This is a genomic window from Streptosporangium vulgare (genome assembly GCF_042428775.1).
Taxonomy (GTDB): Bacteria; Actinomycetota; Actinomycetes; order Streptosporangiales; family Streptosporangiaceae; genus Streptosporangium; species Streptosporangium vulgare.
The window spans coordinates 23745-49626 of record NZ_JBHMBS010000015.1; the positions used below are offsets into that span (position 1 = coordinate 23745).

At 69.2% G+C, this 25882-nt stretch carries 22 protein-coding genes; 10 read left to right on the forward strand and 12 right to left on the reverse strand.

Features of this window, described 5'->3' with window-relative positions; translation table 11 throughout:
* Positions 1–223: 223 nt before the first annotated feature.
* Positions 224–1243, reverse strand: a complete 1020-nt coding sequence (locus tag ACFFRH_RS27695) for a LacI family DNA-binding transcriptional regulator (RefSeq protein WP_344747837.1) — start codon at positions 1241–1243, stop codon at positions 224–226.
* 246 nt (positions 1244–1489) lie between these two features.
* On the opposite strand from ACFFRH_RS27695, the gene ACFFRH_RS27700 reads away from it, so the two are divergent.
* From ACFFRH_RS27700 to ACFFRH_RS27710, 3 genes are all read left to right on the forward strand, one after another.
* Complete coding sequence (locus ACFFRH_RS27700) at positions 1490–3655, forward strand: 3-keto-alpha-glucoside-1,2-lyase-like domain-containing protein (protein ID WP_344747836.1); 2166 nt, start codon at positions 1490–1492, stop codon at positions 3653–3655.
* Positions 3656–3931: 276 nt separating this feature from the next.
* Positions 3932–4429, forward strand: coding sequence for a DUF2975 domain-containing protein (locus tag ACFFRH_RS27705; protein ID WP_344747835.1), 498 nt, complete (start codon positions 3932–3934; stop codon positions 4427–4429).
* Positions 4429–4695: a helix-turn-helix domain-containing protein gene (locus ACFFRH_RS27710; protein ID WP_344747834.1), complete on the forward strand. Its 267-nt coding sequence runs from the start codon at positions 4429–4431 to the stop codon at positions 4693–4695. The genes ACFFRH_RS27705 and ACFFRH_RS27710 overlap by 1 nt, the downstream gene beginning before the upstream one ends.
* A 368-nt stretch (positions 4696–5063) precedes the next feature.
* On the opposite strand, the gene ACFFRH_RS27715 is transcribed toward ACFFRH_RS27710, so the two are convergent.
* From ACFFRH_RS27715 to ACFFRH_RS27725, 3 genes are all read right to left on the reverse strand, one after another.
* Positions 5064–6842: a hypothetical protein gene (locus tag ACFFRH_RS27715; RefSeq protein ID WP_344747833.1), complete on the reverse strand. Its 1779-nt coding sequence runs from the start codon at positions 6840–6842 to the stop codon at positions 5064–5066.
* A gap of 566 nt (positions 6843–7408) precedes the next feature.
* Entirely contained in the window at positions 7409–8350 is a 942-nt protein-coding gene (locus ACFFRH_RS27720) for a MerR family transcriptional regulator (RefSeq protein WP_344747832.1), read from the reverse strand.
* Positions 8351–8503: 153 nt separating this feature from the next.
* Positions 8504–9154: a LysE family translocator gene (locus ACFFRH_RS27725; RefSeq protein WP_344747830.1), complete on the reverse strand. Its 651-nt coding sequence runs from the start codon at positions 9152–9154 to the stop codon at positions 8504–8506.
* 66 nt (positions 9155–9220) lie between these two features.
* Between ACFFRH_RS27725 and ACFFRH_RS27730 the strand changes: the two genes are divergently transcribed.
* The gene (locus ACFFRH_RS27730) at positions 9221–9502 is read left to right on the forward strand and encodes a hypothetical protein (protein WP_344747828.1); all 282 of its coding nucleotides are present in this window, start codon (positions 9221–9223) and stop codon (positions 9500–9502) included.
* Positions 9503–9755: 253 nt separating this feature from the next.
* Here ACFFRH_RS27730 and ACFFRH_RS27735 read toward each other — a convergent pair whose 3' ends face one another.
* Positions 9756–13220 (reverse strand): S8 family serine peptidase, encoded by a 3465-nt coding sequence (locus ACFFRH_RS27735; RefSeq protein ID WP_344747827.1) that lies wholly within the window; start codon positions 13218–13220, stop codon positions 9756–9758.
* A gap of 174 nt (positions 13221–13394) precedes the next feature.
* Between ACFFRH_RS27735 and ACFFRH_RS27740 the strand changes: the two genes are divergently transcribed.
* Positions 13395–14363: a helix-turn-helix transcriptional regulator gene (locus tag ACFFRH_RS27740; protein ID WP_344747826.1), complete on the forward strand. Its 969-nt coding sequence runs from the start codon at positions 13395–13397 to the stop codon at positions 14361–14363.
* Positions 14364–14450: 87 nt separating this feature from the next.
* Here the strand turns inward: ACFFRH_RS27740 and ACFFRH_RS27745 are convergent, their stop codons facing one another.
* The 3 genes from ACFFRH_RS27745 to ACFFRH_RS27755 all read right to left on the reverse strand — a co-directional run bounded on the left by ACFFRH_RS27745 (position 14451) and on the right by ACFFRH_RS27755 (position 16469).
* Positions 14451–15323 (reverse strand): NmrA family NAD(P)-binding protein, encoded by an 873-nt coding sequence (locus ACFFRH_RS27745; protein ID WP_344747825.1) that lies wholly within the window; start codon positions 15321–15323, stop codon positions 14451–14453.
* A 121-nt stretch (positions 15324–15444) separates the two neighbouring features.
* Entirely contained in the window at positions 15445–15651 is a 207-nt protein-coding gene (locus ACFFRH_RS27750; protein ID WP_344747824.1) for a DUF397 domain-containing protein, read from the reverse strand.
* Positions 15642–16469, reverse strand: a complete 828-nt coding sequence (locus tag ACFFRH_RS27755; RefSeq protein WP_386160658.1) for a helix-turn-helix domain-containing protein — start codon at positions 16467–16469, stop codon at positions 15642–15644. The genes ACFFRH_RS27750 and ACFFRH_RS27755 overlap by 10 nt, the downstream gene beginning before the upstream one ends.
* A 291-nt stretch (positions 16470–16760) precedes the next feature.
* On the opposite strand from ACFFRH_RS27755, the gene ACFFRH_RS27760 reads away from it, so the two are divergent.
* Together ACFFRH_RS27760 and ACFFRH_RS27765 are read left to right on the forward strand one after the other, a co-directional pair.
* Positions 16761–16919 (forward strand): hypothetical protein, encoded by a 159-nt coding sequence (locus ACFFRH_RS27760; RefSeq protein WP_344747822.1) that lies wholly within the window; start codon positions 16761–16763, stop codon positions 16917–16919.
* A 42-nt stretch (positions 16920–16961) separates the two neighbouring features.
* Positions 16962–17435: a hypothetical protein gene (locus tag ACFFRH_RS27765; RefSeq protein ID WP_344747821.1), complete on the forward strand. Its 474-nt coding sequence runs from the start codon at positions 16962–16964 to the stop codon at positions 17433–17435.
* Positions 17436–17449: 14 nt separating this feature from the next.
* On the opposite strand, the gene ACFFRH_RS27770 is transcribed toward ACFFRH_RS27765, so the two are convergent.
* Both ACFFRH_RS27770 and ACFFRH_RS27775 read right to left on the reverse strand, forming a co-directional pair.
* Entirely contained in the window at positions 17450–19438 is a 1989-nt protein-coding gene (locus ACFFRH_RS27770; RefSeq protein WP_344747820.1) for a hypothetical protein, read from the reverse strand.
* 28 nt (positions 19439–19466) lie between these two features.
* Complete coding sequence (locus ACFFRH_RS27775; protein WP_344747818.1) at positions 19467–19727, reverse strand: hypothetical protein; 261 nt, start codon at positions 19725–19727, stop codon at positions 19467–19469.
* A 259-nt stretch (positions 19728–19986) separates the two neighbouring features.
* Between ACFFRH_RS27775 and ACFFRH_RS27780 the strand changes: the two genes are divergently transcribed.
* From ACFFRH_RS27780 to ACFFRH_RS27790, 3 genes are all read left to right on the forward strand, one after another.
* Entirely contained in the window at positions 19987–20283 is a 297-nt protein-coding gene (locus ACFFRH_RS27780) for a hypothetical protein (RefSeq protein ID WP_344747817.1), read from the forward strand.
* A gap of 166 nt (positions 20284–20449) precedes the next feature.
* Positions 20450–22552 carry a phosphocholine-specific phospholipase C gene (locus ACFFRH_RS27785; RefSeq protein WP_386160662.1) on the forward strand — a complete coding sequence of 701 codons (2103 nt, stop codon included), beginning with the start codon at positions 20450–20452 and terminating at the stop codon, positions 22550–22552.
* Between the two features lie 69 nt (positions 22553–22621).
* The gene (locus ACFFRH_RS27790; protein ID WP_344747816.1) at positions 22622–22972 is read left to right on the forward strand and encodes an MmcQ/YjbR family DNA-binding protein; all 351 of its coding nucleotides are present in this window, start codon (positions 22622–22624) and stop codon (positions 22970–22972) included.
* Positions 22973–23465: 493 nt separating this feature from the next.
* On the opposite strand, the gene ACFFRH_RS27795 is transcribed toward ACFFRH_RS27790, so the two are convergent.
* Entirely contained in the window at positions 23466–23888 is a 423-nt protein-coding gene (locus tag ACFFRH_RS27795; RefSeq protein WP_344747815.1) for a hypothetical protein, read from the reverse strand.
* Between the two features lie 537 nt (positions 23889–24425).
* Positions 24426–25676 carry an amidohydrolase family protein gene (locus tag ACFFRH_RS27800; protein ID WP_344747813.1) on the reverse strand — a complete coding sequence of 417 codons (1251 nt, stop codon included), beginning with the start codon at positions 25674–25676 and terminating at the stop codon, positions 24426–24428.
* Between the last annotated feature and the right edge of the window lie 206 nt (positions 25677–25882).

Below are 25882 nucleotides of genomic sequence, written 5' to 3' on the forward strand. Positions count from 1 at the left end.
CTGTTTCGGAGTATGGGGGGCTCGGGGTGTGAGAGGTCTGCTCCCGGCGCTGGACCGCCGGGAGCTGGGACTATTCAACTGTGGTCAGGTTCTGGGGGGCCGGTTGTGTGACCGTCGGACAGGCTCCGGGAGGGCCGATCGTGTGATCCGTGGCCGGGCTGCCGAGGGGCCGATCGTGTGATTCGTGGCCGGGGTCCGAGGGAGCTGATGGCGTGATGTGCGGTCAGGCCCTGGGCGGGCCGATCATGTGGTCCTCGGGGAGGCCACAGGGCAGTAACTGCTGGTGGTCGCCGGGGGCGTCGGAACCGGCCAGGATCCGGGTGAGCATCTTCACCGCGCCCCGGCCCATCTCGTTGCGGGGGATCCGCAGGCTGCTCCAGCCGCTCTCGGTCATCGTCACCAGGACGACCACCGACATGTCCGCGGGAGCGGTCAGACCGCGCTCGCCCAGCGCGGCGACGAGCTGCCTGGCCAGGGGCTCGTTCTCGGCCAGCACGGCGGTGACGCCACCGGCGTGCGCGGCGTCGACCCAGGCCGGGTCGAGCTGCGACGTGACGTACATCAGCTCGGGCAGCCCCACGTCGGCGCAGCCGGCCCGGTAGCCGGCCTCCTTGTCGAGGAAGACCTCCATCCGGTCCGGTCCGGTGACGTAGGCGATGCGCCGGTGGCCCAGCGCGGCGAGCCTGCCGACGGTGTCCCTGGTGGCGCTGGCGTAGTCGGCGCCGACCCAGGCCACCTCGGTGCCGGGCACGGTCCTGCGCCCTATGTGGACGAAGGGGTATCCCTCGGCGGCGAGCCTGGCCAGCTCGGTGGAGCCGGGTTCGACGCCGAGCAGCACGCTGCCGTCCGCGAGCGCGAGCCGGTTCACCCCGTCGCTGTAGACCCGGCGGCGGCCGTCGAGGTCCTCGGTGGAGGCGAACAGCACCAGGTCGTAGCCGTCGGCGACGGCCTGCTGCTCGATGCCGACCAGGAACTCGTGGTAGAAGTCCAGCTGGTCGAGCGGGAAGATTGACTCGAAGGTGTAGACGCCGAGCAGCCGGTTGCGCTTCCCGCGCAGGCTGCGGGCCGCCGGGTTGGCGACGTAGCCGAGCTGGCGCACCGCCTCCAGGACGCGCTGGACGGTCTGCTCCGGGATCCCGGCCTCCGGGCCCCGGCCGTTGATGACCGCGGAGACCGTCGCCTGGGAGACACCGGCGAGCTTGGCCACGTCGGCCTGGCGGGCCCGGCGCCGAACTCCGTCCATCGCGATCTCCTGATTCGTATCAGTACTGGGGGAACAGCCAGGGGAGAGCAACTGGCTGATTCGTATTGGCGAAACCGTTGCAAGTCGAGCGGGGCGCTGTCAACACTCTCGGCGAAAGAATCTTGAAACATGCCGGAAATCTGCTCTTGACGGCTGTGAAGATCGCGGATTATCTTCCCGTTACGAATCGGGGGCACGGATATTTCCGCAGGTCAAGTATTACTAATACGAATTAGAGGTATCAGCGTGGGGCTTCCCAACGCCTCGGCCGTCCTGGCACTCGCCGCCGTCCTGCTCCTGCCCCAGCCCGCCCACGCGACCGGGACCGTCCGCAGCGCCTCCGCCGTCGCCGGCGCGGCCGGGACCGTCCACGGCGCCGATGTCGACGCCGCCGGAACCGTCCATGGCGTCAACGCCGCCGGGACCGTTCGCGCCGCCGGGACCACCTACTACGTCGACGCGACCGGCGGCTCCGACGGCGCGGCCGGGACCTCGTCCTCGGCCGCCTGGAAGACGCTCGGCAAGGTCAACGCCCAGACCTTCGGTCCGGGCGACAGCATCCTGCTCAAGTCCGGCGGGGTCTGGACCGGTCAGTACCTCGACCTGCACGGCTCGGGCGCGGCCGGGGCGCCGATCGTCCTCGGCCAGTACGGCACCGGCGCGAAACCCCGCATCGACTTCGCCGACACGGCCGTCGACGGCGAGGGCTTCGGGGTGCGGCTGAAGAACGTCTCGTACTGGGAGATCGGCGGGCTCGAGATCACCAGCGGACAGCAGCCCACCGACCGGCGGCGCAGCGGCGTCCTCGTCGTGGGCGAGGGCTCCGGCGCGGGGAACTTCACCCACATCCACGTCAAGAACACCTACGTCCACGACGTGTTCGGCACCGACCGCCGCACCGGCGGGATCAACTTCCACGCCCGCGGGACCTCCACCGGGCCCGAGAGCACCTGGACGGACGTGCTCATCGAGGGCAACACCGTCGACAACGTCGCCGACACCGGCATCCAGACCATGACCGACGCGCTGCTCAACACCACGTGGGCGCATGATTTCGACGCCTTCAAGAACCTGGTGATCCGCGGCAACACCGTCACCCGGATCCACCGCGACGGGATCCTCGTCCGGTCCGGCCGGGCCCCGCTCGTCGAGTACAACACCACCGACCGTATCGGTGAGTCCACCACCTCGACCCTGCCCTACCTGGACGACATCGCGGTCGTCGCCGCGCAGTGGATGTACGCCACGACCGACGCGGTCTTCCAGTTCAACCAGGCCTTCCGCACCCGCAGGCTCGACGGCGACGGCCAGCCCTGGGACTTCGACCAGATGGTCTACCGCAGCGTCTACCAGTACAACTACAGCCAGGACAACGAGGGCGGCACGCTGCTCGTCATGGACCAGACCGACGACAACGTGTTCCGCTACAACATCTCCCAGAACGACCTGGACCGCAGTGTCGGGGTGTTCCACCTGGTCAGCGGGTCGGGCGACCTGAAGGTCCACAACAACGTCTTCTACCGCTCGGCCGGGCAGACCGGCCAGATGACCGGGACGTCGACCGGCCAGGTGGCCTACACGAACAACATCTTCGTGAACCAGGGGAGCGGGGCCTACAGCATCAGCGGCAGCGTCACCTACGACCACAACCTCTACTCGGGCACCAACGCCTCCCAGCCGAACGACCCGAACAAGATCATCGCCAGCCCGCAGTTCGTCGCGGCGGGCGGCGCGTCGGGGCTCGCCTCCGCGGGCGCCTACAAACTCCAGCCGGGCTCGCCCGGGATCGACAGCGGCGTCGCGGTCTCCTCACCCGGCGCCCAGGACTTCTTCGGGACCGCGCTCTACCAGGGCTCTCCCGACCGGGGTGCGCACGAGTCGGCCGCGGCCCCCGTCACCACCCTGCTGTCGGACGACTTCGGCGACGGCGACGCGGCGGGCTGGACGAGCGGCGGCGGTTCGTGGTCGGTAGCGAACGGCGCGTACTCCCAGACCTCCACCGCCGCCGCGGAGAGCCTCGCCGTCACCGGCTCCGCGACCTGGACCGACTACACCGTCCAGGGCCGGGTCCGGCTGGACAACGCGAGCGCCAACGCGGGCCTGGTCTTCCGGTACGCCGACGCCGCCAACTTCTACCTGTTCCGCCTCAACGACGGAACCGACACCGCCGACCTGTACAGGAAGGTCGGCGGCACGCTGACCCAGGTCGCGGGGGTCTCCGTCCCGATCACCCCCGGGGCGTTCCGCACGCTCAAGGCGACCGTGTCCGGCTCGACCGTCACCGGCTTCGTCGACGGGAACCAGGTGCTCACCTGGACCGCCCCCGCCGCCGAGCTGACGGCCGGCAAGATCGGCCTCCGCATGCACTCGAGCACCGCGACCTTCGACGACCTGCGGGTCACGGCGCCCTAGGGTTCCGGGCGAACGACCTCGTACGGACACGGCCGGACGTTCCTGGCGTCGCCAGGCCGGCGGGTGAGTGAGTGCGTGAGCACGTGGTCTCCGGAGGCGAAGGGCCCCCGGCCATGCATGGGTGACCCCGTCATGGCCGGGGGCCTTTCGTGTCACCGCGAAGACCGGTCGGAACCGGGAGATTCAGGCCGCTTCCCCCTGCCTTCATGACTACTCTCTTGCTTGATGCATCGAATATCGATAGATTTTCATCGCTAGTCGATCGAAGGGGAGATGATGGGGAAGTTGACAGTGCTCGCGCTGCGCGCCGTGCTCGTGGCGTTGCTCGCGGGCTCGGTGTTCGTGCAGACAGTGATGGTGCCGCTGCTCGCCGCCGACATGGAGGAGCTCAGCCCGGACTACGCGTACCTGCGCACCCCGTTCCTCATGCTCACGGTCCTGGGCGTCGTGGCGGCCCAGGTCGTCCTGGTCTGCGTATGGAGGCTGGTGACGATGGTGCGACGCGGGACCGTGTTCTCCCACGCCGCCTTCCGGTACGTGCACATCGTGATCGGCGCGCTCGTGGCGGCCGCCCTCCTGGTGTTCGCGTTCGCGATCCTCCTGGCCCCGGGCGAACCCGTCCCCCCGGGGGTGGTCCTCCTGATATGCGGGGTCGTCGTGGCGATCCTGGGGGTCGCGCTCATCGTGCTCGTGCTGCGGATGCTGCTCGCCCAGGCCGTGGCGCGCGACGTCGAGGCGGCGCGGATGCGGGCCGAGCTGGAAGAGGTGATCTGATGCCGATCACCGTCGACATCGACGTGATGCTGGCCAGGCGGAAGATGTCCGTGGGCGAGCTCGCGGAGCGCGTCGGGATCACGCCCGCGAACCTGGCGGTGCTCAAGAACGGCCGTGCCAAGGCGGTGCGCTTCACGACGCTCGCCGCGCTCTGCGAGGTGCTGGAATGCCAGCCGGGAGACCTGCTGCGCTGGGAGCCTGCGGACGTCACGGACGTCGTGGAAGTCGTGGACGCCAGGGAGGCCGCGGACGTCGTGGACGGGTGACGAACGAGTTCGGAAAAGGGTCCTGACCTGTGTGAACAGGTCAGGACCCTTCGTGTTTCCGATGACGGTGCCGCGTGGCCTCCCACCCGGACATCGCGGGTCCGCGCCGTCTCGTCGAGCCGGCGGGTGACCGTACGGCCCCTGGGTGCGCCGGCGGGCGGCGCCGGCCGCCGCCACGGCGCTGAGCGTGGGTCTCGCGTCCGTGCCTGCCCAGGCCGACGACCTGCCCGGCGTCCTGACCGCCCGGCTGACGATCACCAAGGAGGCGGCGGGCTGTGAGGTCCTCGCCTTCGGCAAGGTAGGAATGATCCGGGGCCGTCTCCGGCCGCCGGTAGAAGGGCGACGAAGGAGAACGCGCGCCCCGCCGCTCACGGCTTCAGCTTGAGCCTCTTCCTCGACGCGCCCGGGAACACGACGACCAGGTGTTCCTCCCCTGTGTCGCCGAGCCGTACGTAGACACGGAGCCGGTAGCGGCCCTTGCCCGCGATCGCCAGGTTCGGCATCGGGGCACCCGCGCCCACGTCCCCGCCCTCGCCCTTCTCCGGCACGGTGAGCCGGCCGCTGCGGCTGACGACCGGTACCTCGTTGACCTGCTTCCACCCGGCCGTCCGCTGTGGCGGCGCGGTGCGGAAGGCCTTCACCGTGAGGCACAGATCGATGACGTCCTCGACGTGCCCGACGAGTACCGCGGTGCGGGTCGTCCCGATGAGGGTGCCGTCGTCGTACATCTTGTCGATCGCCTGTTCCCAAGCCTCTTCGGTCACTTCGTCCTCGGGGTCGTGGACCTGATAGCCGTGGTCGCCGTCGGCGAACAGGAAGTAGTTGGCCGTGGCCTGGACGACCCCCTTCGTCCGGGGCCACGGGTCGCGGCACGCCGCGTTCTTCTCGGCGATGTAGGCGGTGTTCGCCGCCTTTGTCTCCGCGGACGACCGCAGCAGCTCGGGATGGGTCGCGCCGACGATCTCCGGGCAGACGTAGACGAGGTCCCACGGGTTCGCGCCCCAGGCGGGCCGCGCGCTCCCGGCCCGCGTCAGGATCGCCTTCTGCTCCTCGTCGTCCTTCGCACGGCACAGCGCCCGCCCGGACGCGAGGATCTGCTGGTCCGACAGGTCCTCCGGGAACATGGGCGGACCCACGCCATCTGTGCTCCGCGCCCGGCACAGGAACGCGGCGTCGCGTTCCGCGGGTTTCAGGTCGCCGAAGCTGGGCCGGTTGTAACAGTCCATCGACCAGCCGGTGTAGGTGAGGTGCGGGGTCTGCTCCGGGTGGATCAGTGCGATGACCGGTAGCAGGGCCACGGCCGCCACCGTGACGCGGACCGCGCGCCGCGGCGCGGGCGGAGGGGCCGCCGGGCGGTCCTCGACGGGCAGTTCGCGGGCGGTCGCCGCCATCCACACGGTGCCGACGAGCCCCACCGCGTCCATCATGACCGGTATCGCGAGATTGCCGCTGGGGATCCTTGTGAAGAAGAAGATGTTGAACGGGATCGCCAGCGCGTAGACGCCCATCGACAACCCCCCGGCGACCAGCGTGCCGCGGCTCCACCGGCCGTCGCGCCGCTGCCCGACGATCGTGATGACGGTCGCCGCCACTCCAGCCAGCATCAAGCCCAGTTCGACGACGTAGCCCGATCCGAACTCCGGGAGGTCGAGTTCGTCGAGCAGTTCGTTGGCCATCCCGGCCAGCTCGACCGCGAACATCGCTCCGGCCGCCGCGCGCAGCGTGCGGGACCGCCAGCGGATGACGAGCAGGTAGAGGACGTCGATCGCGGTCCACAGCGCGAGCTGGATCGTCGCCTCGACCGCACCGGGGAGCAGGCCGAGCGGATACCACAGCACAAGGGTGTATGCCACCGCCAGATACAGCAGCCGGCGAAGCGCCTGCTCCCGGCGGTCCAGGGGTCCCGGCGCGGGGGTACGCAGGATCAGCCACAGGAGCGCGGCCTTCACCAGGGCGGCCACGAGCAGCGCCACGGTCGTCAGAGTGTCCAAGCCGTCGCGCGCGTAGAACTCCGCATAAGCCGGTGGCGACCATTCGACGGCCACCCAGAGCCAGGCGTCGCCGAGCACCAGGCCCGTGACCGCCGCGGCAAGAACCAGGCTTACTAATCCGATCCTGATAATTCGCCATAAGCCAGCCGAGAGCATGGGACGCGATCTTAGCGTGGCACCGCCGTACAGGTGGGCACGGTGGAACGAGTGGTCCCGCCCCGCCGATCAGACTCCATGACCTCCGCGCGACGCGGTCTCGATGACGGTGAAGCGCCGGGTGCCCGGCTCGCCTCCACGGCCGAGATCGGCTCGCCTCCACGGCCGGGATCCGGCGGACCGGGATCCTCGTGTTCCTGCGGACCGGGATCACCAACGCGGGTTCCGGGGGCGCCGGCCGGGTGATCTGGACGTCGCCCGGGACGTGTACGGATTCCGCGACCCCGAGAACCAGCGGTCGCGTACCCGCTGCACCTCCATGTGGTTCATGAGCCGATATCAGTGCTTCTGCTCGTCCTCGATCAGGGGCAGGAGCTCTGCGCGGCCGAGGGTGCGGGCTTCCTCGACGGTGAGCCGTTTGAAGCCTGTCATGCGCTGATTGTTCCACCCGGAAATCCGGCGTTCACGGTCTCGCCCGTCTCCGTCCGCTCCGCGTCTCATGTTCCGTCCGCTGTTCCGTCGCCCGGCGTCCCGTACGGCCTAGTGACGCCTTCGTGAGCGGTCCGTTACGCCGGTGTCCGGGCACTCAGGGCCCGGATGAACCAGTCGAGCACCGGCGTCAGGCTCTCCGGCGCGGGCCAGCCGTTGATCACCGCGAGCAGCCAGAGATACGACTCCCTGCGAGGGTCGTTCGCGCTCTCCAGCCGTACCAGCAACCGGCGCCGGAGGTCGGCGTCGTCGGGGAGGCCGACGACGTGCGCGTACCGGGCCGTGACAGCCGCGACGACCGGGTCACTCCCAGACGAGGCCGGGTCGAGACCGGCCACCATGGCGGGGCCCGCCTGGTCACGGACCATCGCGATGGGATCGCGGCGCGGCGGGCCGGTGGCGTCGCCCCGGGCGCGCTCGGCCGCGTGCTGCTCGGCCAGGCGTCGCATGACGCCGCGAAACCCCGGGTCCTGCGACAACTCGGCCAGTTCCACCCAGGCCTCGACCTGCTCGGGTGCGGGGTCGTCGGGCAGTTCGGGGGTCATCGAGCGTCTGACCCCCGTGAATTCGGGGGTGGCGTCCAGGCCGCCGAAGGCGGTGTCGAGGAAGTCGCCGATCAGGCGTCGGCGTTCGTCCTCGGAGAGCTTGGCCAGCTTGTGCATGAGATCCATCTCCTCGGGGGTGGACCCGCGCCTGGTCACCGCCGTCAGCACCGCGCGCCGCAGGCGCAGCGTCCGGATCTGCACCGCGAGTGCCTCGGCGTGCGCCGCGGCCACCTCGGGAAGCGAGACCTCCCGGTCCACGACCCTGCGGATCGTGGAAAGGTCCACTCCCAGGTCGCGCAGCGTCCGTACGAGGTCCAGGCGTGCGACGGCGTCGATGCCGTAGAGGCGGTGACCGGCCGGGCTGCGGCCGGTCGGCGGCACGATCCCGCGGTCGGAGTAGAACCGAACGGTCTTGACCGTGAGCCCGGTCCGCCGGGCCAGATCACCGATCGAGTAGAGCGTGTCGCCGTCCATGCCCCCCACCCTCGCGCCTCCCTCTGGGGGAGATGCAAGCGCTCCAGGGAGATGCGCAAGCGTCTTAGGGAGGCGCAGCGTCTTGGGGAGGCGCAGCATCCTGGGGAGGTGCAAGCGCCTCAGGGAGGTGCGAGCCCGTTCGCCCGCGCGGCGTCAGCGGGTCGCGGCGGCCATGCGCAGGCCCAGGACGACGAGAACGGTGCCGCTGACGGCCTCCAGACGGCGGCGGATCACGGGCCTGCGGAACCACGCGCCCGCGCGCCCCACCACCGCCGCCAGGGCGAGGTACAGGACGATCTCGATGGCCACCTGCAGGAGCGCGAGGAGCGCGGTGGTGGAGAACAGCGGCTGGTCGGCCGGTACGAACTGGGGATAGAAAGCGATCATGAAGGCCGCGGCCTTGGGGTTGGCGAGCATCACGAGAGCGCCCTCGCCGAAGGCCCGCCACCATCCTCGCTTCCGGCCGGGCGGTGTGTCCTCGGTGAACTCCTGCGCGGGCCCGGCCTTCCGGATCCGCCACGCGGTACGCCACGCCTTCAGTCCGAGGTAGAGCAGGAAGCCCGCGCCGACCACGCGCAGGACGACGAAGGCCACTTCCGAGGCGGCCACCAGGGCGGCCAGGCCGACGGCGGCGAAGAGCGCCCAGGCGTACAGACCGGCCTCCAGGCCCAGCACCGTCGGCACCGCTCCCCTGAAGCCGTGCAGCGCGGCACGACGCAGGATCAACGCCATCGCGGGACCCGGTGACGCCGAGATCAGCACGACGGCGACGGCGAAGGCGGGCAGGGACGCGACGAGATCCATGAGCCGATCCTGCTCGCGTCCGTCGCTCCCGCTCAACCCTTTTTCTCGGCGTGGGAACCCTCACCCTTGCGCCCGGATCGGTTTCGGGCCGCCAGCCTGGGACCCGCCGCGAAACTGACCGCTCCTCCCGGGGCTCCCGACCGGGGCATCTTCCTCAGCCCCAGGTTCTACGCCTTCGTCGCCGGAGTCCTCGTCGTGCTCGCGCTGGCGGTGGCGGCCCTGCTCCGGTTCGGCGAGCTGGACGGCGACCTGAGCACCGTCCTTGGCCTGCTCACCGGCGCGGCCGTGGGCGCGCTCATCCCGATGACCCTGTTGTGGATCGCCCAGCGACGCGGCAGAAGGTCCTGAACCTCATCCCGGGCCTCCCCTCCGGTGTGGCCGGGGCGATCCGCCAGGAATGCGGCCACGGCGCACCAAACCCCCGACCGGCCGCGGGCCTGGTGCGCCGCGGCCGGTCGAGAGCGTGTCATGATGTCCGGCCACCGTCCGGTATATCCGGTATATCCGGTCCGTCCGGGGGCCCGGCACTGCTTGGGCGAATGAGCCACTCAGAGGTCCTTCAGTCGCTCATCAGCGGCCCCTCAGTGCCCCCAGCGGTCCCTCAGTGGCCCGTCACCACGAACCGGCCGGTGAGCGGGCCCAGCTCCACGGTGTACGTCCCCGCACCGCTCCGGCGCGCGTCGAAGGAGAGCCGTACCGCCTTGTCGGCGCGGACCTGGACGGTCTGCCGCCGCTCGACCTCGCCGTTGACCCGCAGGACGGCGTCGTACCCGCCCGCGCGCTCGCCCACGTTCTTCACCCACGCGGAGATCCGCACCGGGCGGCCGGGACGGGTGGTGGACGGGCTGACGTCGAGACCGGTCAGGGCGAAGCGGGGCTCGGGGCCCGGGGTCCGGTCGCGGACGAAGACGTCGGACTTCCGGTTGGTGTCGTCACCGACGAGGTTGGCGGAGCTGCTCTCGAAGGCGACGTACCGCCCGTCCCCGCTGATCGACGGTATGCCGGCCGAGCCGTCACCCTCGACGTCCTTGGGACCACCGGAGATCCGCGTGGTGGTGCCCGCCTCGAAGTCGCGCACGTACACGTCCGTCCGCCCGTTGGTGTCACCACCGGCGAGGTTGGTGGCGTAGGTGTAGAACGCCACGGTCTGCCCGTCGGCGCTCAGTGACGGGGCGAAGGACCAGTCGTTGGCCATGCTCCCGTCGGACGCCGCCGACGCGAGCCTCCGCGTGCCGGTCTGCCGGTCGTGGACGTAGATCTGGTACCCCTCAAGCCCGCCGCTCGCGGTGAAGACCACCATCCGCCCGTCGGCACTGATCGACGGGCTGCTCGCCTCCCTCGCCTCCGGCGCGGGGATCAGCTCGGTCTTCCCGGTCTGCCGGTCGCGGACGAACACGTCGCCGTGCCCGTTGGTGTCCCCCGGTACGAGGTCGGTGGCCTGGCTCTCGAAGGCGACGAAGCGGCCGTCGGCGCTGATCGACTGCTCGCGCGAGTTCCCGTCGGCCGGGACGCCGCCCGCCCCGACCGAGACGGCCTCGGTCTTCCCGGTGGTCCGGTCGCGGACGAAGACGTCGGTCTTCCCGTTGACGTCCCCGGGCACGAGGTTGGTGGCGTCGCTGTTGAAGACGGCGAAGCGGCCGTCGGCGCTGAACGAGGGGGACGAGGAGAGCCCGTCGCTCTGGGTGCCGTCGGAGGCCACCGAGACCCGCTCGGTCTTCCCCGTCTCCCGGTCGTGCGCGAAGGCGTCTGTCTGACCGTTGGTGTCCCCGGGTACGAGGTTGGTGGCCCCGCTGCCGAACCCGACGAGGCGCCCGTCCGCGCTGAGGGTCGGGCTCAGCGAGAAGCCGTCGCTCTGGGTGCCGTCGGAGGCCACCGAGACCCGCTCGACCGCCCGGGTACGCAGGTCGGTCACGAAGATGTCGAGGTCGTTGTTGGTGTCGTCGGAGACGAAACCGGACCCCGGGCTGGCGAACGTCACCACCTCGCCGTCCGTGCTCATCTTCGGCCACCACGCCTCGCCGTTGCCCTGACGGCCGTCCGAGGTCAACGAGACGCGCTCGGTGGCCGAGGGCCGCGGGAGGGCGAAGTCGGCCCGCGCGGGCCCCTTGGTCCCGCGTACGGTGACCTTCGCGGGCTCCGACCTCGACACGTCGGGAGCCGACGCGGCGACCTGGTAGTCGCCCTCGGGGACGTCGCGGATCGTGTACCGGCCGTTGAGGTCCGTCGTCGCCACGAGGCTGTCGGGCACGCCGAGCACGGTGACCGTCGCGCCAGGCACCGTCGAGCCGGTCGGGCCGTAGGTGACCCGTCCCGAGATCTCCCCCCTGCGGGTCTGCTCCAGCGCGATTTTGACGTCGGAGAAGTGGTTCGCCGTGACGCGGACCCTGGAGGGCTCCTGCCGGTAACCGAACCTGGACAGCTTCAGGTCGTACGTGCCCGCGCCCAGCCGCATCTCGAACCGCCCGAGCTCGTCGGTCTCGACGGCCCGGCCGGTGTCCGTCCGGGTGACCGTCACCCCGGCGAGCGGCTTGCGGGTCTTCTCGTCGGTGACGACGCCCCGGACACCGCTCGCCAGAGCCGCCTCCGCGACGGCGGCGTACGCGTCGATCCGGCCCGCGCCGAAGCGCGCGTTCGGGCGCTCGCCGTAACGCCCGTCGAAGAAGGACGTACCGGCCAGGATGTCCAGCGTCTCGTCGACGCCGAGGTCGCGGCGGGCCTCGACCATCAGCGCGACCGTGCCGGAGACGTGCGGGGTCGCCATCGAGGTGCCGCTCAGCATTCCGTACTCGCCGCCCGGCAGGGCCGAGAGCACGTCCACCCCGGGCGCCGAGATGTCGGGGACGACGTACGACTCGGGCCACTCGGCGGGGGCGTCGATCCAGTCGGTCCTGCGGACCACACCGCCGCAGGAGAACTCCGGCACGTCGTCGCCCGCGTCGGTGGCGCCGACGGACACGGCCTCGTAGACGTTGCCGGGACTGCCCGACCCGCCTTCGAGGCACTCGTTGCCGATGGCGAAGGAGGGGAAGGCACCGGCCAGGTAGATGTTCCTGGCCGGTTCGACCATCTCGTCGGCGTAGCCCTCCGCGCCCAGCGACATGCTGACGACGTCGGCGGGCTTCCCGGCGGGGCTGCCGTCGGCGGCGTACGGCGCGATCGCCCACTGCATGCCGGCGATCACCTGGGCGAGCGTCCCGTTGCCGCCGGGGATGACCAGGCCCGCCATCAGCTCGGCGCCGGGCGCGACGCCGATCTGCGTGCCCGACGCGTTCCCGCCGGCGATCGTGCCCGCCACGTGCGTGCCGTGGTAGCTGCTGTCGTGGGGCGAGGAGGGCACCGGCCTGCCGTCCGGACCGAACTCGATCCAGCCACCCGGGTAGGACGGGTCGGACGCGTCGTCGGTGACGAGCTTCCCGGTGAGGTCGGGGTGGGCGATGTCGACACCGGTGTCGAGAACCGCCACGCGCACGCCGTCACCGGTGAGCCCGCGTTCCTTCCGCACCCGGTCGGCGCCGATCTTCTCGATGCCCCAGGCCGACTCCCCTTCCCGTTCCCCGGCCTTCGCGGCGCGGCGAGGCGTGGGCGGGGCCTTGAGCTCGAAGTTGGGGATGATCCGGTCCACCAGGTCGAGCGCGGCGAGCGCCTCCAGGGTGGCGGGCCTGGCCCGGACGAGGACCATGTTCTTGATCCAGAACGTGTTGAGCACCTGGTCCCCGTGGGACTCGACCAGCTGGACGACGGGAGCCTGCACGGCGTCGGCCGTCTCGGCCAGGGCCTTCCGCGCCTCGCTCGGCGAGGGGGCCGTCGACCGGAGGCCGGAGGCCGCGCCGAGCACGACGACGGCCTCGACACGGCCGTCGGCACGGGCTCCGGCGGTTTTCGTCCGGTCGATCAGCTCGGGGGCGATCTTTCCTCGCCGGCCCGGCTCAGTGGGGGGCGTCTCGGCCGTGGCCGGGCTCGCCGCCGTGGCCGGGGTCGAGGGCAGAACTGTGGCGAGTGAGCCCAGGACGAGCAGTGCGGCGAGTGACAGGCGTTGCCCGCGAGATCGCAGGGCGGACAGCGACATGGAGGGGCTCCTTCGTTCAGGTGCGCGCTGTGGTGCCCCTGAACGCTGGCATCAGCGGTCATCCCCTGACAAGCTGGGTCAGAGGCGAGTTCCTGTCAGGTGACGTAAACACGACAGGCGAAGTGGCGGGCTGTTCCCGGTGCCGGAACTCACCGAACAGGCAAGGAGAGTGTGATGCTTGAGGCGATCGGGCTGAGTCAGCAGGACGAGGCGGTGTACGACGCACTCGTCCGCAGGACGCAGGCGACGGTCTCCGAACTCGTTCATGACTGTCATCTCCCGGTGTCGGCCGCGAGGCGGACGTTGCGGTCGCTCGTCGACCTCGGCCTCGCCACCCGTTCGACGGGACGCCCCGTTCGCTACGTCGCCGTCTCACCCGACAGCGGGCTGGAGGCCGTGCTGCGCGAGCGCGAGGCCGGGCTGCGCGACGTCCGCCTGCACATCGGGACACTGGTCAAGATGTACCGCGCGGGCACCCGGTTCGCTCATCCGGGCGACCTGATAGAGATGGTCTCGGGGCGCGACGAGGTCAACCACCACTGGGTGCAGATGCAGCAGAACACCCGGACCCAGATGCGGGGGTTCGACCGCCCGCCCTACGCCGCCCCGCAGGCGCACACGGAACCGAACCACGTGGAGCTCGCCCTGCTGAAGCGGGGGGTGAAGTACCGGGTCATCTACGACAGGACCGCGCTCGCGCTTCCCGGCTGGCTGGAGGACGTCACGGCCGGGATGCGACACGGGGAGCAGGCCAGGATCGCCGCGGACCTGCCGATGAAACTCGCCATCTCCGACGACCGCCTCGCCATCATCCCGCTGCTCCGCCCCGTGGACGACATGGTCGCGGCGTCCTATGTGATCCACCCCTCCCCGCTCCTGGACGCGCTGGTGGCCCTCTTCGAGATGACGTGGACGCGCAGCGTCCCGGTCCAGCTGAACTCACCCGATTCGGAGGTGCTCTCCGAGGAGGAGGCGAGACTGCTCACGCTGCTGGCGTCGGGAGCGACCGACAAGGCCGCCAGCCGGGCCCTGGGCTGGAGCGAGCGCACCGTGCAACGGCACGTCACCAAGCTGATGAACCGGGTCGGGGCGCAGACCCGCTTCCAGGTCGCGATGGAGGCCACCCGGCGGGGCTGGATCTAGACCTGCTCGAAGCGGCTCACTGATACTTGCCACTCGAAGTGGCTCACTGACACGACCCACATCGGCACGGAGGCCCAGACCCAGGTCCTACACCTTCGGTGCCTCCGGTGCCTCTGAGGCATTCGAGGATTTCGCGGCCTGCGCGCCGAAGTGGGCGGCGTGCTCGGCGGCCCACTCCGCGAACGAACGCGGCTCGCGACCGGTGATCTCACGCACCGCGGGCGAGACGGAGGTGGACTCGGGCGGCGGGTTGCGCTGCCAGGAAGTGAGCAGCTCGATGAGCTCCTCACCGTGTCCCGCCTGCCGCCAGCGCCGGCGCGCCTGCTCCTCGGTGAGCTCGACGAGGCGGAGCGGACTGCCTGTCGCCTCCGCGATCGCGGCCAGGCGCTGACGCTGGCTGAGCGCCTGAGGCCCCGTGAGCACATATGTCCTCCCCGCGTGGCCGCCGCGCACGAGCACCGTCGCCGAAACGGCGCCGACGTCCGCCTCGTCCACGACGCCGCCCGGAACGTCGGCGAACGGCTCGCGTACCTCGCCCTCCGCTCTGATGGCCGACGCCCAGGCCAGTGTGTTGCTCATGAAGTCGACCGGCTGCAGCCTGGTCCACTCGACGCCACTCGCCGCGAAGGCCTCCTCCACCGGACCCACCTGGCCGTTCCACAGCAGCGCGACCCGCCGCACTCCGGCGTTCTCCGCCAGCTTGGCCAACTCCGGTCCGGTCCGCAGCGTGGCGTAGTCGTCGCCGCCCGCGGTCAGCAGGTGCACGCCCTCGACACCGTCGAAGGCCGACCTCAGCGTGCCGGGATCGGTGAGATCGCCCCGCACCACCTCCACGGACTCCGGCAGGCCGGCCCCGGCCGGATCCCTGGTGAGCGCACGCACCCTCTGACCCGCGCGGAGCAGGTGGCCGACCACATGCCGACCGACCTTGCCCGTCGCTCCGGTCACCAGAAACGTCATTGTCTTACCTCTCTGTGGACGAGAGGCCGACGTTATGTCCCATCCCGCTTCTGCCACATCGGACCATGGACCTAGGACCGGTCCGGAGACGTGGCGATCGACGGGCCGAAGGGATGAAAGGTCAGGTCAGAGTGTCGAACTCGCCGGTCTTGACGCCGCCGATGAACGACTTCCACTCGGCGGGGGCGAAGAGCAGCTTGGGACCATTGGGATTCTTGCTGTCGCGAACGGCGACCACCCCGGGCAGGTTGGCAGCCACTTCCACGCACTGACCCCCGTTCGATCCGGAACGTGATGACTTCTGCCACACGGCGGCACTCAGGTCCATTCCTGCCTCACATCCTCGATCATTTTGAGGGACATGTGATCAGGATAAGCCCATCGTCGTATCGCCTCATATCGGTTCCATATAGAGGCTACAAGACTCGAATCGGTTGAGACGTGCCCCTCTGCTGAGGAGTCGGCGTGGATCGCGTCCGGCTGCCCGTCCGGAAGCTCAGCGATCATAAACGCCCCCAGCAAGCCTGACAGGCATCGCTGATCGACGAGCTGGATAGAAACAGCGGGATTCCGGCCAACCTCCAGCAGGTAGTCGAGCTGACCGCGCATAACCTCAGGATCCCCAACTGGACGGCGCACCACATTGGCGTCGATGAGAGTCAGGAATAGTGGTGGATTGTCCCGCTCCAGGATGGAGCGACGTTGAATTCGGGCCTCAATGCGTTCCTCCACTTCCTGAGAGGTCATGCGGGGTTCTTGGCTGAGAACGTGACGGGCGTAGGACTCCGTCTGGAGAAGGCCGGGAACGAGGAGAGGATCCCAGGAGCGTAGGACGAGGGCGGTCGGCTCGATCTCCTCGACCCAGCTCTGGAACCAGATCGGGCCACCGGGCTGAGCCAGGATGCGCTGACGGAGGCGAGTGAAGGCGTTGCCGTCAGCGGTCCCGAAGAGCTGGTCCAGCTTCTCGGCGTCGGACTTCGACGGCGTGCGTGTGGCACCCTCCAGACGGCTGACCTGAGTCTGGGTGCAGCCGAGGCGCCTGGCCACGGCGGACTGCGAGAGCTGCGCCGCCTCCCGCAGCCGACGCATCTCGGCACCGAACCGCACGCGAGGAGATCCAGGATCGAGGGGCGGCACACCTTCCATCACATTTCCTCCCGAATTAGAAAAAACGGACTCAATGGTCGGCTGGTGATATCGAATCCAGCCCAGGCAAACCAGCGGCTGTCATGGTCCGCTCTATCCTGGGTTGCCTATCCAGTAGTCGATCGACTACCGATAAGGCATTCTAGGCACAGGAATCCTCTTCGTGAAAGTGTTGACAAGAAAGCGGTAAACCACTTTTCCGGCCGGAGGCGAGTCGGGTCGGATATGAATGAGATAGCCCTCTTTTGGTCTCCTGTCGCGAGCATCGGAAAGCATTCGAAAGGCGAAACCATGACGACGAGCAAGCCGTCGGCCGAGCGGATCACGGCTCCAACCCGCGAAGGCATGTTCCTGCCCTGGCTGACGACAGTGATCGGCGTGACCTGGCAACTGCCCTTGTTCGACGAACAAGTATGGGAAGGGTGTGGCGAAGGCGGGCCGGGTGGGTAAAGATTGGTAGGTCCCGGCGTCCACCACCCCTGGAGGTCCTGAATGCGCTCCACTCGGTTACTGGCCGTCGGTCTGGCGCTGGTGATAGTGGCCTCGGGATGTGCTTCCGGACCATCCTTGAAGGATGCAGCAGCGGAGTTGCAGAAGGACACGCAGAGACTGGAAACCGACGACGTCTTCAAGAACCCGCTTATGAATCTACGAATCGTGCAGCGCCCGGATACAGACCTTCCTTGCGGGGAAGATAAGGTCAAGCGCGTATTGCGGGCAACAGCCGATGAGGAACGCATCGACGAATCACTAGATTCTCGCCTAGATAAAGCTCAAAGAGTCATGGAGAATACGCTTTCTCGAATCTTGGGTTACAAGGTGGAGTACGACATAAGTCAGGTAGATGATCCAGAGGGGCGGTTTATCTATGGCAGCAAGGAAGTGGGGGTGGTGGTGAACGTTTATGTGGCGCCGGAGGCACCTACCTGGCGACTGCACGCACAGACCGCTTGCCTTCCACGCTAAGAGATCTTTCCATGTCAGTTCCGGGTCTTCAGTAGATTTTCGGCCAGGTCGCTGGTTTGGAAACGCGAGGAATGCTCGACCTTTTTGTCGAGGTTTGCGTTATCGTCCATCCAGTTCTCGTAAGCGTCCAACTTCCCTTGAAGTAGCTGCTCCCATTTCTTGCCGCCGGTGGCTTCGCGCCTGGCCTCGGCCACGAGCTCGTCGTATGTTTTGAGAGTGCCAGTGGTCGCGCTGAGGAGTTCGTTGGGAGGTTCGCTCGCCGGGTAGCCGCCACTGTGGAGAAGGTATGCCATCTCGTACTTTATGCGTTTGGCCAAGTCGGCCCGAGTCTCGGTAGCCGCTTGGACCTGTGTCTCGAAACTGTCGGCCCACATATCCGATGCGGTGCTGACGATGTACGCCTGAGCGAACTCCCAGCCAACTTCGGCGACCGGCTGCACGAAGCTGACCCCGCCGAGCATCAAACCGACGGTGTTCTTAGTGATGTCTCGGGTCAAATCGGCGATAGCGTCTTCTTCGCCGAGTACGTCTTTTGCCGTCTTGAACGCGACGCTACCGAAATCACCGAACATCAGTGAAATATCGCGGAAGTAATCGCTGTTGCCCTGTGCGTCCAATCTGGCAGCGCCCAACAAGGCGTCATGGCGGAACTTCGCCACCGTCGAGTCGAACGCGTCAGCGACCTTGTCCTCTCCGACGAAGGTTTTCATGAATTGATAGGTGTCGCCGGGGCTGAGGTAGAAAGCGGGGGTCACCCCGGGAAAGGCTTCCCAATGTTGGGGGACCTGCATGCCGGAGGAGCGGTCGGCGGCCCTGTCGAAGCGTCCGCCCGAGACCAACTCATGGACATACGAATTCGCGACCACGCCCATGGAATCCTTGGCAGGCCATGGCAGGTCGGCGCCGAAGGAGCCCGCGACTTTTATCAAGTCCAGGGCGAACGTGGCGGCCTCCGGGCTGTGCTGGCCGGCCTTCTCGGTCCTGGCCTCGGTGCCCGCCTCCATCGCCCGGCCGAAGGCGTCGGCCACCTCGTCCCCGGTGCCCACGCCCTTGGCGTAGTCGAGGAACAGTTTCATCTTGTCGGCCTGGCTGAGTTTGACGTCGGCCCCGCCCATCTTGGAGAAGGCGTCGCGCACAGCCACACCGTCTCCGTTGAGCACCTCCAGGCCCATGGCGACCAGGTCGTCAGGCAGGTCGTACTTCTTGCCGCCCAGAGATCCGGCGCGCCATTCCTGTGCGGGCCTCTTCGCGAACTCGTCCAGGACCAGCGCGCGGGCCGCCGCGCTGCGGATGGAAGAGGGGGCGTTCGCGCCCTTGAGCAGTGCGAGCCGGTTCCACGCGACGATATTGCCGTCCACCGGTTTGACCAGGTCGTCTCTGACCTTGGCGAAGGCCGGGATGAGGGCGGGGGCGTTCAGGGCCGCGCCGAGGGCCTTGCTGAAGGCGGCCAGATCTTGTTTAGCGGTCTTACTGCCGGTAGCCGCGATGACGCTGGGCAGCGCGTCGCGGACCTTCGGGGAGAGCAGGGCGAAGAAGGCGGCGGCGGCCTGGGGGTTTTCGGCGAGTTTGGCGACGTCGTCGATGTGCTCGTGGATGAGCTTGGCCTGCAGGTCGCTGTGGAAGTTCACGAGGATGTCCTCGCCGTACATCCTGGCCAGGCCCTGGGCGAGGTCGTAGTCCTTCAGCTCGTCGGGGAGGCGGATGAGCCCCCGCCCGCCCGCCGCCGTCGAGGCCGTGCCGCCCGCCCCGCCCAGCTCCGGGGCGCCGTCGCCCAGGGCGTTGATCAGGTCGATCCGGCCGTGGAGCATGGAGACCTGCCGCCCGCCCCAGTCGGCGATGTCGGTGATCTCCCGGAGCGCGGGGGTCTCGACCCCGTTCTGGCGGAGCTTTCCCTCGAACTCCCTGCTGAAGGCGGTCAGCCTGTCGGCGGCTCCGCGCAGGGAGGTGGCGAGCTGACCCATCTGGTCGGGGTCGATGCCGCAGAACTCGGCGGTCGGTGCCATGGAACGTTCCCCCTCATGCTCATGACGGTCACGTGCGTCCGGCCATCTCCCGGCGCATGGCGTTCGCCTCGGCCTCGGTCACCAGCGGGGGAGAGCGGCGCAGCTCCTCCTCGACCGCGTCCACCACGCTCTGGGCGAGCCGTCCGAGCCGCTGGTGCCGGTCTTCCAGCTCGGCGGTCCAGGTGGCGGCGGTCGGCCCCGTCCAGACCTGTCCCGACCGCATCGCCGAGGAGGCGCGCTGGTATGCCTGCCGCACCTCGTCGGCCCGGTATTCGGCTTCGACGAGCAATTGCCTCAGCCTTTCGTACCGGGGACTGGGCACCATCCGCTCGGCCACGCCACCCCCGCCCTTTTCGTGACCCCGTATTGAAGGAAGAAAGTCGCATACCAGAGTAGGTATTGATCGTCTAGGTCGGCAAGTCCCGTACCCGCTCGGCATCGCGCTTCCGCCGGTGGAGCCATTGCCACACGAGCGGACGGAACTGGTATTTCGGTCATTCCCTCTCATGCTGGAACGACTACTCCACCCACCATCCTCGGAGTAACGCATGTCGTTGTTCGAAAAGCACATCGACGCGATAGAAATCGCTGCCAAGACCGCGTACTGGATGTGTTTCGTCGCCGGTTTCGTACTGCTCCTCGCCGGTCACATGACCGTGCTCATGGCCGTCGCGATCGGCGTCATGTGGCTGTCCCGCCTCGTCATGTACGAGATCCAGGGGACCCGGACGCGCTGGGACGAGCGTGCCGCCGAGGAATCGGAGCTACGCCGCGAGCAGCGGCACCTGAGGCGCGAACAGGAGCTGCGCCTCCAGATCCGGCGGCTACAGCATCCGGACAACTGACCACACGCCTCCGCCTCGACCATCCATGCCGACAAGATCCACCACGTTCCCGTCGCCATGGTGGTGAGAGCGGACGGGATAGCGAGGCCGCGTCCCGGGTGCAGGAAGGATGGAGCCGGGTTGTTAGGTTGAGGCTTGCCTGAAATGCCGTTAAAGGGATGCGTCAATGTCGGCACCGTCCGTACTTCCCCCCTCTCTCGTGCGCCTGCTGGCGCGGCCCGCACCTCCCGGAACCCTCTCCGACCTCAAGCACGTCGTCTTCGTCATGCAGGAGAACCGGTCGTTCGACCACTATTTCGGCCGGATGCGCGGGGTGCGCGGCTACGAGGACCGCAACGCGGTGTCCACCCGGGCCCTGCGGCCGGTCTTCGAGCAGGACGGGATCCTGCCCTTCTCCCTGAGGGAGGCCGCCGAGCGCGCAGGGGCCGACCCGATGCTGCTCGACACCCACGACCACAGCTGGCTCGGCACCCAGAACGCCTGGGCGACGGGCTGGAACGACGCCTGGGTGCCCAACAAGGGCCCGTCCACGATGGCGTACTACGACCGCGACGACATCCCGTTCCACTACGAGCTGGCGGACGCGTTCACGATCTGCGACGCCTACCACTGCTCGGCGCTGAGCTCCACGACACCGAACCGCAACTACCACGTCTCCGGCCACACGGGCCACGAGCCCGGCACCGAACAGCGGGCCGTCGACAACGGCGCCTGCGAGGAGGACGGGCACCCCGGCTACTCGTGGACCACGGTGCCCGAGCTGCTGACCCGGGCCGGGCACTCCTGGCAGGTCTACCAGGAGTGGGACAACTACCAGTGCAACAACCTGGAGTTCTTCGCCACGTTCAAGGCGGTCATGGCGAAGCTGGGACAGAGCAGCATGCACTCCTTCTACGAGAAGGTACGCGCGTCCGAGGACCCCGCGCCGATGCTCGCCGAGCTGGAGGAGAGGGTGGCACGCCTCGATCCGGCCGACCGGCTGCTCCACGACCGGGCGCTGCGCCGCACCCGGACGGGCGGGCTGGGCGACTGGTTCGCCGCCGACGTGGCGGCCGGACGCCTCCCCGCGGTCTCGTACGTCGTGACCTCGCTCGCCGACTCCGAGCACCCGGAGGGGTCCTCGGCCGTGGAGAGCGGGAAGGTCGTCTACCGGATCCTCGACGCGCTGGCGTCGAGTCCGGAGGTGTGGGCGAGTACCGCGGTCTTCATCACCTACGACGAGAACGACGGCTTCTTCGACCACGTCCCCCCGCCCGTCCCGCCCGAGGGAACGCCGGGGGAGTTCGTCGCCGGGCGGCCCATCGGGCTGGGCATGCGCGTCCCGATGATCGTCGTGTCGCCCTGGAGCGTGGGGGGCCACGTCTGTTCCCAGACCTTCGACCACAGTTCGACGGTCCGGTTCCTGGAGACCTGGCTCGGCATCAGGGCCCCCGACATCAGCGCCTGGCGGCGGACCGTCGCCGGGGATCTCACCTCCGCCTTCGACTTCGCCCGCCCGGAGGCGTGGCCCACACCGGACTCGCCGGACCCGCTGGAAACGCCGGGAGCACCGGGAGGGCGGGAAGTGCCGGTTTCCGGCGGCCCGGAGGGGACCTCGCCCGCCCGGAGCATCTCGGCCATCCAGGGCGTACCGACCGGCCGCTGGTACCCCGAAGCCCCCGCCGAGCAGCGGATGCCCGGCAGGGAACCGGGCGTCAGGCCCGCCCGCGCGTTGCCGTACCGGCCCGATGCCTCGGCGCGGACCAGTGGCCGCGCCGTCGAGATCGCGATGAGCAACACCGGTACGGAGAGCGCACACCTGGCGCTGTACGGCTACATGGGCGAGCTCGTCCGGCCGCTGCACTTCGACGTGCTCGGCCACGCCCGCGAGGTGGTCTACTTCCCGTGTCCCACCTACGCCCTCGTCCTCACCGGGCCGAACGGCTTCCGCAGGGAGTTCCGGGGCGGGACGGACGACCCGGTGGAGACGTCCAGCGTGATCGACGCGGCCACGCGGACGATCGAGATCGTCGTCGTCAACACCGGTGACGAACCGGCCGACGTGACGATCTCGCCCCTGGCCTACGGCGGGACGGCGCGGACGCTGCGGCTCGCGGCCGGGGAGACCACGCGGGTGCCGTGGCGGGCCGCGACCGGATGGTACGACCTGTGGATCACCGTCGCCGGGGACGCCGGGGACGCCGGGGACGCCGGGGACGCCGGGGACACCGCCTTCGCCCGCCGCCTGATGGGACACATCGAGAACGGCGAGCCCGGCATCACGGGCTGACGGCCCCGGGGATGGCCGGGGTAGAGGGGAGCGGGGAGAAATGTCGGTGCGTTCTGGTAGACCGTGGCCATGGGTGTGAGCGTGGATGAATTCCTGGAGATGTTGAAGCAACTCCCCGAGACCGAGCAGAGCGACGGCGGCGACTGGGTCTCGCTGAAGGTGCGGGGCAAGGGCTTCGGCTACCTGTGGGAGAAGACGGAGACCGTGGGGCTCAAGGCGACGATCGACGAGCAGATCGCGCTGGTGGCGGAGCGGCCGGAGGTGTTCGAGGTCCAGTTCACCATCGGCCGGTTCGGCTGGGTCGTGGTGCACCTCGCGAAGATCGACGCGGATGAGCTGTTCGAGCTGGTCACCGAGGCCTGGTGCCTGACGGCTCCCAAACGGCTCGTCGACGCTCACGAGGCCGTGCACCGGCCGTAGTACGCGCAGGGAGCACAGCGGGCGCGGGGATTCACCGTGACCGGTTTCGTTTCGCGGCGACGGGCGCACGCGGGCGAGCTCACCGGGTATGAGGTGACGGGGTGACGGGCACGGGACCACGAGGCGACAGGGGCGGGCACGGACCACGGGGCGGCAGGGGCGGCGGGCACGGGACGACGGGTGGTCCGCCCCCGAATGCTCGGTGGGCGGGCCGCCCGTCGTTGGGACGGATCTTCCGCGAGCCTGGCCGGATCTGCCTCACAGGGAGGCGAGTGTGCGATCCGGCCCGCCTCACGGCGAGGCGAAAGTGCGGTCCGGGACTGCCCCCTGAGGGGGCGAGCGTTCGGGCCGGATCTGCCTCACGGCGAGGTGAGCGCGCGGCTCGTGGTCACGGTGACGGTCTTCCGCCTTTCCGGCTTTCCGGCCTCCTGGCTTCCCCGCTTTCCGGCCTGGCCGCCGGTGGCCGCCGTGCCGGTCGCCTGTAGGCCGCCTGTCAGTTGTTGACGCCGCGGCCGGTGCCGCGGCCGCCGACGTTGTCGCTGATGCCGCTGCCGACACCCGCGCCTCTGCCGGTGCGCTCGCTCATGCCCTCGTGTCGGCGTTCGCCTTTGTATTCGCTCATGCCTTTGCGTCGGTGTTCGCCTTTGTACTCGTGCATGCCCTTGTGCCTGCGCCTCTCCTCGCGTCCGTATTCGTGCCGGTGGTGCCGCCCGTGCTCACGCCGGTACTCGCGCCGGGCTCGGCACCTTTCGGGGTCCTTGTGCTCGCGGCAGGGCTTCAGGACGGAGGAGGCGACGGCCGGGGTGGTCACGGTCACGGTGCCCGCGACAGCGGACGAGGTCGGCATCGTCGCGGGGATGATGAGAGCGGAGGCCATCACGGCTCCGGCTGCGAGGGCGTTCCTGATCATGGTCATGGCAGATCACTCCACGTCGAATCGGTGTCGAATCGGTCGAGCCCTGGGCGATGCCCGGGCTGGCGGAGCGCCGTGCCGCGTCGAGGAAGACGCCGACACGATGCGTAACCTACCCTCACGGTAAGTGGAGGGGGGTGGGGGAGTCTGCTAGCGGATTCCCAAGCCTTGGGGCGGTCGGATTACCCGTCGGTAGCGGAAAGGAGCGGAAAGGGGGCGGTCGGTAACGCTCGGCTACCGGGTCCCGCCGGAGGCTCGTGCCCCGAAAGGATGTTCTCGGCGCCGGAACCGCCAGAGTTCAGTAGATCGTCTCCGCTCGAATGCCGGTTTTCGCGGGAAGAATCCCGCTGATCCGAGGCCCTGCGGCGCCCCGGTGCCGGTTTTCCCGGCTTCGCGAGTCCGTCGCCCTGCTGGTTTTTCCGGCTTCGCGGGTTCGTCATCGCCCTGGTTTCCCCAGCCTTGCCCGTTCCCCCCGCCGTGCGGGGCTCTCCACCTCCGGGCCGGTACGGTGCCCGGAGTCCGTGCCCGTGCCCGTGCCCGTCAGCGAGGAACACCGGGGCCGAAAGAGGTGAGCAGGGTGGAGGAGGCCACGACCCGGCCCGCGACGACGACGTGCCGGGGTGGCGCGTGCCGGGCCAGTGCCTCGCGGAGGGTCCGTCCCTCAAGGACGACGAGATCGGCGGGGGCCCCGGGCTCCAGGCGGTGGACGGGCAGGCCGGCGACCCGGGCGGCGTCGACGGTGACCATGTCGTACAGCCGCTCCAGGGCGGCGTCGGTGCGGGCGTCGAGCAGGTGGGCCGCGAGGAAGGCCACCTCCAGGAGGTTGTGCCGCCCGAACGGGTAGTAGGCGTCCTCGATGTCGTCCTGGCCGAGCGCGACCGGGACCCCGGCGTCGGCCAGCCGGAAGACCGGCAGGTGGAGCGGCCCGGTGTGCGGATCGCTGACGAAACCGAGTCCTGCGGCGCGGCACAGTCCGGCCAGGCGGCGCAGGTACGGTTCCGGGTAGAGCGCCATCGCCCTGGCGTGCTGGGCGCTGCCGCGTCCGATCATGTTCCGCTCCAGCAGTTCCCGCGCCAGCATCTCGGCCGTGCGCAGCCCCGGATCCCCCGCGTCGTCGACCAGCATGGCGACGCGCAGGTCGTGCCGCTGGGCGAGGCCGACCATGCGTCTCACGTGCTCGGCGGCGTCGGCGTCGGTCCACTCGATCCAGGGGATGCCGCCCACCACGTCCGCGCCGCGCCGTACGGCCTCGGCGACGAGTTCCTCGGTCCCGGGTTCGCGGAGCAGGCCGTCCTGCGGGAACGCCACCACCCGGACGTCGACCAGGCCGCGGAACTCCTCGCGCAGCGCCAGCAGCGCCTCCACCCCGCTGAGTCCCGCCTTCGGGTCGATGTCGGCGAAGGCCTGCACCGCCCGGACGCCGTGCCGGACGGATTCCAGGAGCACCGGCCGGGCGCGTTCGAGGACGGATTTCGCGGTCTGGCCGGTCTTGACGGCGGCGGCCGTCTCGATGGCGCCCATCGCGGCCCCCATCGTGCCCCCGGTGTACTCCGAGAGCGCGGCGGGCCCGGCCCTGTCGAGGGTGCGTACCTTGCACAGGTGCAGGTGGGCGTCCACGAACGGCTCGGTGACCAGGGCGCCGTCGGCGTCGAGGGTCACGTCGGCCGCCGGGCCGAGATCGGGGTCGTCCTCGGCGACGAGGCTGATGACCCCGTCCGTGGCGGCCAGCGACCACCTGCCGGGGCGGCCGCGCAGGGTGGCGTTCCTGATGAGGAGGTCCGGAGTGTCCATGACAGCACGGTAGAAGCACGTCACGAGGATCGTGACGGCCAGACCTGCCAAGCCGCGACCCCGCGAACGGCGGTCCGAGTGAAAGTTTCCCGGTTCGCCGACGGTGTTCGTTGACAGTTGGAAAGCGCTTTCCTATGGTGTTCATTGTCCGCCAACACGGACGTGTTCACACATGTGAGCGGTGCGCACTCGCTGGGGGGAATCCG